The organism is Paraburkholderia sp. BL10I2N1 (genome assembly GCF_004361815.1).
GTDB lineage: Bacteria > Pseudomonadota > Gammaproteobacteria > Burkholderiales > Burkholderiaceae > Paraburkholderia.
This window is the reverse complement of sequence record NZ_SNWA01000002.1, coordinates 3,404,863-3,414,201: the sequence shown is the minus strand read 5'-3', so window position 1 is coordinate 3,414,201 and position 9,339 is coordinate 3,404,863. Positions and strand designations below refer to the sequence as shown.

Annotated in this window: 8 protein-coding genes and 3 pseudogenes; 6 read left to right on the top strand and 5 right to left on the bottom strand. The window is 63.6% G+C overall.

Annotation, left to right across the window (positions count from 1 at the left end; genetic code table 11):
- The 3 genes and pseudogenes from B0G77_RS37735 to B0G77_RS37725 all read left to right on the top strand — a co-directional run.
- A pseudogene (locus tag B0G77_RS37735) lies at nt 1-823 on the top strand (ABC transporter permease); the annotation flags it as partial.
- A 12-nt stretch (nt 824-835) separates the two neighbouring features.
- On the top strand, nt 836-2,335 hold the full coding sequence (locus tag B0G77_RS37730; protein ID WP_133666802.1) for an efflux transporter outer membrane subunit: 1,500 nt from the start codon (nt 836-838) through the stop codon (nt 2,333-2,335).
- 89 nt (nt 2,336-2,424) lie between these two features.
- Nucleotides 2,425-2,856 (top strand): HIT family protein, encoded by a 432-nt coding sequence (locus B0G77_RS37725; protein ID WP_133666801.1) that lies wholly within the window; start codon nt 2,425-2,427, stop codon nt 2,854-2,856.
- Nucleotides 2,857-2,925: 69 nt separating this feature from the next.
- On the opposite strand, the gene B0G77_RS37720 is transcribed toward B0G77_RS37725, so the two are convergent.
- Complete coding sequence (locus B0G77_RS37720) at nt 2,926-4,404, bottom strand: RNA polymerase factor sigma-54 (protein WP_133666800.1); 1,479 nt, start codon at nt 4,402-4,404, stop codon at nt 2,926-2,928.
- A gap of 266 nt (nt 4,405-4,670) precedes the next feature.
- A complete protein-coding gene (locus tag B0G77_RS37715) occupies nt 4,671-5,120 on the bottom strand; it encodes a PA2169 family four-helix-bundle protein (protein WP_133666799.1) in 450 nt (149 codons plus the stop codon).
- A 178-nt stretch (nt 5,121-5,298) separates the two neighbouring features.
- Between B0G77_RS37715 and B0G77_RS44950 the strand changes: the two are divergent.
- A pseudogene (locus B0G77_RS44950) lies at nt 5,299-5,743 on the top strand (cation transporter); the annotation flags it as partial.
- Complete coding sequence (locus B0G77_RS37705) at nt 5,740-6,300, top strand: FUSC family protein (RefSeq protein WP_133666798.1); 561 nt, start codon at nt 5,740-5,742, stop codon at nt 6,298-6,300. The pseudogene B0G77_RS44950 and the gene B0G77_RS37705, both read left to right, overlap by 4 nt.
- A gap of 90 nt (nt 6,301-6,390) precedes the next feature.
- Here the strand turns inward: B0G77_RS37705 and B0G77_RS37700 are convergent.
- Nucleotides 6,391-6,558 (bottom strand): annotated as a pseudogene (locus B0G77_RS37700) (aldo/keto reductase); the annotation flags it as partial.
- Nucleotides 6,559-6,736: 178 nt separating this feature from the next.
- Between B0G77_RS37700 and B0G77_RS37695 the strand changes: the two are divergent.
- Nucleotides 6,737-6,949 carry a hypothetical protein gene (locus tag B0G77_RS37695; protein ID WP_133666797.1) on the top strand — a complete coding sequence of 71 codons (213 nt, stop codon included), beginning with the start codon at nt 6,737-6,739 and terminating at the stop codon, nt 6,947-6,949.
- A gap of 10 nt (nt 6,950-6,959) precedes the next feature.
- Here the strand turns inward: B0G77_RS37695 and tssJ are convergent, their stop codons facing one another.
- Together tssJ and tssF are read right to left on the bottom strand one after the other, a co-directional pair.
- Nucleotides 6,960-7,478, bottom strand: coding sequence for a type VI secretion system lipoprotein TssJ (gene tssJ, locus B0G77_RS37690; RefSeq protein ID WP_133666796.1), 519 nt, complete (start codon nt 7,476-7,478; stop codon nt 6,960-6,962).
- Nucleotides 7,478-9,337 carry a type VI secretion system baseplate subunit TssF gene (gene tssF / locus B0G77_RS37685; protein WP_133666795.1) on the bottom strand — a complete coding sequence of 620 codons (1,860 nt, stop codon included), beginning with the start codon at nt 9,335-9,337 and terminating at the stop codon, nt 7,478-7,480. Before tssF ends, tssJ begins: the two co-directional genes overlap by 1 nt.
- Between the last annotated feature and the right edge of the window lie 2 nt (nt 9,338-9,339).

The following is a 9,339-nucleotide window of genomic DNA, read 5'->3' as shown; positions in this document are numbered from 1 at the left end:
GTTCCGGTCGGCTTCACGCGCAACCTCGTGAAGGGTGCGCGTCCGTCGCTCCTCGTCGAAGCCGACGCGAACCGACCCGACCGCCGTCAGCACCGCGCTCGGCGCGTTGCCGTCGATCGCGCAATCCGTGCTGCAGAAGGACCTCACCGGCCCGCTGTCGGCGCTGGCTGTCGGCCCTGCTGCCTTCGACGTCCAGTTGCATCGCCTCTACAACCCTGAAAGCATCACGCAGTACAACATCGTGCCCGGCCTGATGGGCGTGATCCTGACCATGACGATGGTGATGATGACGGGCCTCGCGATCACCCGTGAACGCGAGCGCGGCACGATGGAAAATCTGCTGGCGACGCCCGTGCTGCCGATCGAAGTGATGACGGGCAAGATCGTCCCATATGTGGCAATCGGCCTGATCCAGGTGAGCATCATCCTCGCGGCGGCGCGTTTCGTGTTCAACGTGCCCTTCGAAGGCAGTCTCGTGGCGCTGTATCTGTCCGCGCTGCTGTTCGTCGCGGCGAACCTGACGATCGGCATCACGTTGTCGTCGCTCGCGCAGAACCAGCTGCAGGCCATGCAGCTGACGATGTTCTACTTCCTGCCCAACATCCTGCTGTCCGGATTCATGTTTCCATTCGCGGGCATGCCTCAGTGGGCGCAGGCAATCGGCAACCTGCTGCGCTCACGTATTTTCAACCGGCTCGTCCGCGGGATTCTGCTCAAAGGGGTCGGCTGGGCGGATATGTGGCCGCATGTCTGGCCACTGCTGATTTTTGTGTGTGTCGTGATGGGCATCGCCGTGAAGTTCTATCGACGCACGCTCGACTAAGGGAGGGATTCGATGCGCCACGCCCTCGTTTCTGCTTCCCGTACGCGTCCCGTCGCTGCCTCGGTTCTGTTGGCAGTTGTGGTTGCCGCATTGTGCGCCTGCACGGTTGGCCCTGATTTTCGTACGCCCGATGTGACGTCAGTGACGACCTACACGGCGAATCCGCAACCCTCGACGACCGAAGCTTCCGCTGGCCCCGCCGGAGCAGCCCAGCATTTCGTGCCCGCCGATCTCCCCGGCGACGGCTGGTGGCGCGCATTCGGCTCTGCCGCGCTGGATGCGCTCGTGCAGCAGGCCCTCAACGACAGCCCGACGCTCGCGCAGGCCCGCGCGAAGCTGCATCAGGCGCAAGAGGACTACATCGCGCAGTCCGGTGCCACCGAGTGGCCGCAGGTCGATGCGAGTCTGTCCACCACGCGCGAGAAAATCGATCCTGAGGCGCTCGGCATCGGCGATCTGGCCCGAGGCCAGTCCATTGCACCGTTCACGCTATATAGCGCGAAGGTCAGCGTGTCCTATACGCTGGATCTCTTCGGCGGGAATCGCCGTGCCCTCGAGGCGGTCGCGGCACAGGTCGACTACCAGCAATACGAGCTCGAAGCCGCACGCCTCACGCTCGCCGGCAACGTGGTGACCTCGGCGATACGGCGCGCGTCGCTTGCCAGACAGATCGCGCTCACCGAAACGCTGCTCGAGATTCAGACGAAACAACTCGATATCACCGGCCGCCGCTATCAGGCAGGGGGCGTTTCCCAGGTGGATTTGCTGAGCCAGCGCACGCAGGTTCAGCAAACGCGTGCGCTGCTGCCGCCGCTGCGTACGCAACTGGCGCAGACCGATCACCAGCTGGCCGTCTATGTTGGCCGGGCGCCCGCCGAACTCACCGCGCGAGGCGCCCCTGCCACGCTCGATCTCGACACGCTCGTTCTGCCGACCGACGTGCCCTTGACGCTGCCCTCGACACTCGCACAGCAGCGCCCAGACATCCGCGCGTCGGAGGCCCTGCTGCATCAGGCGAGCGCGAACATCGGCGTGGCGACTGCGAACCTCTATCCGCAGATCACGTTGTCGGGTAGCGCCGCAACCGAACGCGTCGACATCTCCGACCTGTTGAAGGGCTTCAACGTGTGGAGCCTCGGAGCCGGTCTGACCCAGCCGCTCTTTCATGGCGGCGAACTGCACGCGCGCAAGCGCTCTTCCGAGGCCGCCTACGAAGCCGCGCTTGGCACCTACCGGCAGACCGTGCTGCAAGCACTGCAACAGGTAGCCGATGCATTGCGCGCACTGGACCAGGACGCGATCGCCTTGCAGGCGCTCGACGAAGCGCAACGCACCGCACGACGAAGCGCGGATATCGCGGGCGAGCGCTATGCCGCCGGCGGCGTCAGTCAGTTGACCTTACTCGACACGCAGCGTCAGGAACTGCAGACCTCACTCGATCGCGTGAAAGCTGCGGCGCAACGTTACGCCGACACGGCGGCCTTGTACCAGGCACTGGGCGCACGTCCCTGAACGGTTCGCGTCGCAAGGCCCCGCGTCCGCTACAATTCGGCGAATCAAAAGCGGCATCAAAAGAAACCGTAACGCGCTGGAGGATCACCGTGGAATATGACCCGCAGAACCCGTTTGCCCGCATTCTGCGCGGCGAGTTGCCTGGCATCAAGGTGTACGAGGACGAACTGACTGTCGCAATCATGGACATCATGCCGCAGGCTGACGGACACGTCCTCGTTCTGCCCAGAGAAGCAGCCGCCGAGATATTCGACCTCTCCGAAGACGGCGCCGCGGCGTGTATCCGCACGACACAACTCGTAGCGAAGGCGGTCAAGGCGGCGCTGAATCCACCGGGTGTGCTCATCGCCCAGTTCAACGGACGCGCGGCGGGGCAAACGGTGCCGCATGTTCATTTTCACATCATTCCCCGGCGCGAAGGCGAGACGTTGAGGCCTCACGGCGCCGTCCCCGCCGACCCCGAAAAACTCCGTGAAATCGCCGCACGGATTGTCGCCGCGCTTTCAGGGACAGCAGCGTAAGCGCAGCGAATCAAGCCACCCGGCTGGCGGCGCCCGTGAATGCGCCGCCGCAATCGATACCGCACGCCCCTACATCTGCCGGCGCAATTCCGCAGGCGGTACTTTCATCAGATGTCGGTACTTCGCGACCGTGCGGCGCGCGACAAGCACGCCCTGATCCGCGAGCATCCTTGCCAGCGTAACGTCGGAAAGCGGATCGCTCGCATTTTCAGCAGCAATCATTTCCTTGAGCAACGCACGCACGGCAGCAGCCGAGCAGGTGCCGCCGCTCTCGGTACTGAGTTCGCGCGGGAAGAAATGCTTGAACTCGAAAATACCGCGCGGCGTCGCCATATATTTGTTGCCCGTCGCACGCGAAATGGTCGATTCATGCAGACCGAGTTCGTCCGCCACATCGCGCAGCCCGAGCGGCTTCAACGCGATTTCGCCGTACTGGAAGAAGACCCGCTGATGCGCGACGATGCATTCGGCGACCCGCTGGATCGTGTCGAAGCGCTGCTGCGCGTTGCGAATCAACCAGCGCGCTTCCTGCAATTGTTGCGCGAGCGGCGAGCGGCTGGCACCGGCTGACTGCGCAAACAGCTCAGCGTACTTTCGATGGATGCGCGCACGCGGCATCACCGCCGGGTTGATTGTCACGACCCACTTGTTGCGCATCTGGCGCACGATCACGTCCGGCACGACGTAGCTATCTGCGGCGTATCCGTAAAAATTGCCCGGCCTGGGGTCCAGCTTGCGCACGAGTGCGCAGGCAATCCGCAACTCGCCCGCGCTGCAGCCGATCTGCTTTTCCAGTTCCGCCTGCTCGCGGCGCGCAAGCCGTTCGAGATGATGTTCGACGACCCGCAGCGCGACGTCGCGACCGGGTATGTCGTCCATCGCGTCCAGTTGCAGCTTCAGACATTCGGACAGCGAGCGGGCAGCGAGCCCTGGCCGGTCCAGCGACTGCACGAGCCGCAGCGCCACCAGCAGTTCCGCTTCGGTGAGGCGCGGCTCGGCGTCGACGACGTCGACGAGGTCCACGAGATCCTGGCGCAGATAGCCGTCGTCGTCGAGCGACTCGATGATGAGACGCGCCACCTCCCGGTCGCGTTGATTCAGCGGATACAGACACAGTGCCTGATGCAGCTGCTCGTGAAGGGTCGGCTGGGCACGCGCCCAGTCGGCGGGATCGCTTCCTTCGCTATCGTCGTTGTGACGCGACGAGCCGCGTGCGAACGAATCGCCGCCGTAATCGCCGCCCATCTCGTCGGGCAGCGGCGCATCCGCACTTTCCTGCGCAGGCGACCCGGCAAACTCTGCCGCGCTGGCAGGCGCGGACATGCCTGTTTCCTCGCGTGCTTCCTCGGAAGCAGGTGGACTATCCGTTGCAAGTGCAACGTCTTCGGTTTGCGACGCGTCGTATTCGAGGAACGGATTGGTGTCGAGTGCCGTGCGCAGTTCCTGCTGGAATTCAAGCGAAGACAGTTGCAGCAACCGGACCGACTGCTGCAGGCGAGGCGTCAGTGCAAATGACTGCCGGGTGCTTAGCTCGATGGAAGGCGGCATTGTAGGGTGATCCTGTGAAGAGTCTGGTTCAGGCACGACAGGTTTTCGCCAAATCCAGCAAAGCCCGTACCAGTTCTCGCACGTCACTGCTTTTACAGCACTTTGGATGCCCGCTGGACAGCTTTGTGTCATTCGACCGCCGCCATTTTTACAAGCCGCCGGAAAAAAAGTGGCCCCCCGCTGCTTCGTCTTTCGGGCCGTCGCGCGAAGGCCGGTTATCGGCCGAAGCCGTCGCCAGTCACGGGCCGCTGTCCGCCCGGACCCGATTACCTCATTGCGCCGTATTGATCCCGCAGATCGCGGACGCGGTCGTGATTCTGCAATACCCCTAGATACTGGCGCTCGACAATCGCCCGCACGTCGATGGGAAGATCCTTTTCAAGCGCGTCGTGATAGCGCTTCTCGGCGACGTCTTCACCTTTCTCGCACTCCGCGAGGATGTCGAAATCGCTTCGGGAAATGACCGCCGATTTCACATCGACCCACCCGCGATGCAGCGCACCTGACATCGAGCCTCCGGTTTCCGGCTTGCCGCCAAGCTGGAGCACGGTGTCCTGCAGCTCGCGGGCGCCTTGCGCGCAGTCATCGGCGCGGCTCAGGAACAGCGACTTGAGTTGTGCGTGATGTGCATCTTCCGCTGCCTTGCGAAAGCCCTTCTCTCCATCCTTTGACGTCTCGACGAGATCATTCAGTTCAGAAATAATGTTCGTGGTCATTCCAAGCTCCTTGAGTCAGGTTGGAGTTCAATCAGCCGCATCGCTGCGGTTCCACCTTCACATGCAGGTATCGTGCCTGCGCGTCCTTGCCGCTGCTTTCCCGTGCCGCCTTATCCGAACGTGGGTGCGCCCGTAAAAATTGCTATGAGCACGGGAGAACGGCTACGTCAGATAGGTGCACGCATTCATGGCAGAATCGGTGCTCGGCTTTACGATCAAACTGGAACGGATTGCCGAAATGGCGATCATGATTATCGTGGGCACGTGCTGGCAACGTTGCGCGTACCGCTCTTCACATGGCAAAGCATCGCGCCTGGCGTCGTGCTTTTCGTGCTGGTGCGGCCCGAGGCGCCGAGCTTTCGCTGCCTGGCTCCAGCACGTCGCCGCCACGGCGTCGCCTGATGAGCTGGTCCGGCATTCGTGGCTCCGGTTCGTTCTATTACCTGACCTACGCACTCGAACACGGCAGCCCGACCGTCATCATGCCGCTCGTCCCGCTGGCGCTCGCGGTGATGGCGGCTTCGGTAGTCGTTCACGGCATCCCGGCTACGCCGCTCAAAAGCTGGTATCACCACCTGCGCCGCGATGAACATCGAAATGGCTTCGGAGAAACGACACGATGACGCAGTCCAACGAAACGACCCGCGCCGATCGCAAACTCGCCGCCCGCTCGCTTCTCGATATGTTCAAGGCGCAGCCGCTCAGCGAGCGTGTCTTCGAAGGCGGGATGATGGCGCTACAGGCAGTCGGCGGCGCGACGATGGCGTACCTGATCGCCCGCGCGCTGCACCCCGAGCAGGCGTTCTGGGCCGCGATCACCGCGATTGCCGTGTCACAGCATAGCTATGCCGATACCCAGAATCTGTCGCGCGACCAGTTCATCGGCGCGATGGTCGGCGGTGTCTGCGGGCTCGCCGGCGCGATGCTGGGCGGGGGCTATCTGATCGCCTACGTGACGGCCGTCGCGGTGGCGATCGTCGTCTGCTGGTGCGTCAATGTGGGCAGCGCGGCGCGTCTGGGCGGCATTACAGCCACCATCATGTTGCTCGTGCCCGGCATCGGGGCGCCGTGGGATATCGCATTGACGCGGCTTGGCGAAGTGACGCTGGGCACGGTCAGCGCGCTCTTCGTCTCCCTGGTGATCTCCCGTATCGAAACACTCTGGCTGGCGCGGCGATGAACCTTGCCATGTGCCTCGCCATGAACGTTCCGATGCCCGCGCCGACGCGCTAACAGGCACCCCAATAACACGCCTCAACAGGTGCGCCGTTCAGCCCGCGTGGCGCGTCTGTGCCAACTGTTCACGACGTGGCTCACCCTGACGCTCGAGCATCCATCCCGGATACTCGGAAGGCAGGCGGCTGACTTCGTCGAGCCTCGCCAGTTCGTCGACATTCAGCTCGACCCGGGTTGCCGCAATGTTGTCGATCAGCCTCTCCGAAAAGGACAGGATCGGCCTGTGCTTTATCTCGAAGCAGGACGTCATGGTTAGCCGAAGCGCCGCTCGCACACGGTTCGCTGTCCTCGATTGCCCGGCTCGCGCGCACCGCGCTCGTCGGTTCAATGCCCGCCGATCCGTCGTTCGTCTCCGGCGAGCAGCACGAGCAGGAGGGGTCATGAGCAGGATTTTGCGTAACCGGATAACGGGCGAACTGTTCCGGCATTCGACGCTCGGAGACCAGGTATCTGCTGAAGCGCGCCGCCGTGGAGAACCATGGGCCGCGAACGCGGCGACTTACGCTCGCCGCGCCGAGGCCTGGTACGGGAGCCGTCCGTGCAGGGGCGACGACCTCTGCGTCGTATTCGACGAAGTCTTTCGCGAAGCGTAGCGGAGCTTTCTCATTTTTGCCGCGCCGTGTCGAGCTCGAGACTGCGCTCTGCCGCGACCAGCCGTACCGGGTCGGTCTTTTTCCATTGCGCTTTCGGGATCAGGACCGACCACTCTGCGCCAGCCGTATCGCGAAAGAATGCCGCCACGGCTACGTAGCTCGCCGCCTCGTCCATCGGTTCGGATACCAACAGCGTCTGGCCTGGTCCGAGCGTTATATCCCGACTCCAGAGCGTGGCAGCCTTTAGCGCGTCGTTCCCGCCGAGCAGTTGTGCGTAGCTTGCTGTTGCAAAGGGCTTGTCGTCCCTGAGCTGATAGATACGCAGTAGGACCGGTAGGGACGCGCCGCCCGCGTCCTGATTGAGCGCACCGCGCGCTACCACGACGAGGTTCATCTCCTTGACCTTCGTCTCGAATACCGCGCGCGTGGCGTTCACGGTCCCGTCCTTCACCGACTGCCACGTCCCGCATGCCGAGACGGCAAGCGCGAGGCCCACGCCGAGGGCGCCCCGCAAAATCCCGACACTCATCAGAAAGGTGCTCCCCCGAAGTCGATGCGCGGATAGACGGTCTCCTTGCCATCGATGCTCAGTACCAGTTGCATGGACACGTGAAAGCTCGCGTAACGCCCCAGAAAGTGATTGAGCACGTCACCAAATAGCGCAGCATCGCCCGGCCCGTCGAACGCGGTCGCATCGAGTTCGACATGTGCGCACGCAATACGCTGTACGTATGCCCGCTCCACCTTCTGCTTCTCAGAGAAACGTACGTCCCTGATCGCGTCGATACGACGCGAAACCCCGTCGTCTGGCGTCCAGTCGTAGAGTTCCAGCGTCTCACGCAGCGCCGGTGCGCCCTCCATATGAATCCGGTTCAGTTCGTTCGCGCCACCCGCCGTAAAGTGGCCCAATACGCGCCAGTCGTAGCCCGGGTAATAGCGCGGCGGATAGAGCGGCATGGACGGTGCCGTGAGGTTGCGCACCGATGCAATCCCGGTGAAACCCGAGACGGTTTCGGTAATCGTCGCCTCGGCCAGCGCCATGCGCGGCAGCCGCCCGTTGTTGGCGAGCGCCCGTACCGTCAGGTAGCGGTCCGGATCGGGACGGTCCTCGTCGTTCTCTGCGTGCCGGTACGTTCCGGCCCATAGCTGACCCGCCAGCGTGACCCATAGTTCCCGCCCGAGCGGACCGAACCGCGTCGACGTATGGAAGTAGCGCTCAGGCTTTTCGTAACGCAACGCCCCGCCACGATGCCGGAAACTCGTAAAGGCTCGGTAGTCGTGCCGTGCGCTGTCCTCCGGGTCGGCGGCGGTCACCGCGAGTACATCGTACGGCTCGACATGAGAAGCGATGCCAGGCTGTACGCGGATGCAGTGCTCCCTGTCGTGCCAGCCGACAGGTTCCAGCGGCAACGCATCGACCTCGAACAGGTTGATGACAGGCGTGCAGAACAGGCGGAAATTCTCGCGGCTGACGGGATAGTCGCCTGGCATCCGGGCGTCGAGTTCAATCTCGAAGGTCATCTGCGTTTCACCCGCCGGCAGCGCCGCAGCATCGAACCCGCACAGGTCGACGAAGTGAAACTTCTGCGGGAACACAAAATACTCCAGCATCGTTTGCTCGCGGTCCAGTTGCCCGTCGCGCTTCGCGTCTGTGACTGGCCAGAGCCGCGTCGACGGGCCGAAGCCTGCGGTTTCGAAATGCATCCCGTCCAGCGGCTGCAAGGCGCCGTCGCGTACCGACGGCAAGCGCAGCCCGATTGACGCGACCTGCCGCGTTAGCGCCGCGTAGAGCGCGGCGGCAGCGGGCCGGTCGCCATGCAGGTACAGGCGGATACGTGACAGGTCCATGCGCTCGCGCTGCTCCCCGAGCCAGAGACCAAACGTCAGGCGGATGACCGTACGCCCGTCGGCGCGTACGGCGGCGACCGCGTCCTCTACCGAGAGCGGCAACAGCTCGACGGGCTGCGTCGTCCGGTACACGCACTGAACCTTATCGGGACCGACGGGCGCTGAGCGTACGACGGCCCCGGCGGGGATCGGCACCGCAGTTGCGCCCGTTCGGTTCAGCGGCGTGCATTCGATGATCGAAAGCGACGGAATGGCGCGCGCAGCGTACTCATAGAGGTTATCGAGCAGCGCGTCAGTCACTTCGGGCATGCCGTCGTCGAGCTTCATGCGTAGCCGCGCCGAGAGAAATGCAAAGGCTTCGTTGGCCGCACGGACAGCCCCCTCGGGTTCGCCGTAAAGCATCCCCATGCGACGCGCGGCTTCAGGATGCGCCTGCGCGAACTCGCGGCCTGCCTCGCGCAGATAGCGCATCTCTTCGTCGTAGTACCTGAGGAACGGATTCTCGTGCTCAGTCGGGTTTTTCTTCCAGGGCGCGGTCATGG

Coding starts and splice junctions, on each gene's coding strand:
- B0G77_RS37720 (WP_133666800.1), bottom strand. CDS start 4,404: ATGCCGCCTTCCATCGAGCTAAGCACCCGGCAGTCATTTGCACTGACG.
- tssF (WP_133666795.1), bottom strand. CDS start 9,337: ATGACCGCGCCCTGGAAGAAAAACCCGACTGAGCACGAGAATCCGTTC.
- B0G77_RS37730 (WP_133666802.1), top strand. CDS start 836: ATGCGCCACGCCCTCGTTTCTGCTTCCCGTACGCGTCCCGTCGCTGCC.
- B0G77_RS37715 (WP_133666799.1), bottom strand. CDS start 5,120: ATGACCACGAACATTATTTCTGAACTGAATGATCTCGTCGAGACGTCA.
- tssJ (WP_133666796.1), bottom strand. CDS start 7,478: ATGAGTGTCGGGATTTTGCGGGGCGCCCTCGGCGTGGGCCTCGCGCTT.
- B0G77_RS37705 (WP_133666798.1), top strand. CDS start 5,740: ATGACGCAGTCCAACGAAACGACCCGCGCCGATCGCAAACTCGCCGCC.
- B0G77_RS37695 (WP_133666797.1), top strand. CDS start 6,737: ATGAGCAGGATTTTGCGTAACCGGATAACGGGCGAACTGTTCCGGCAT.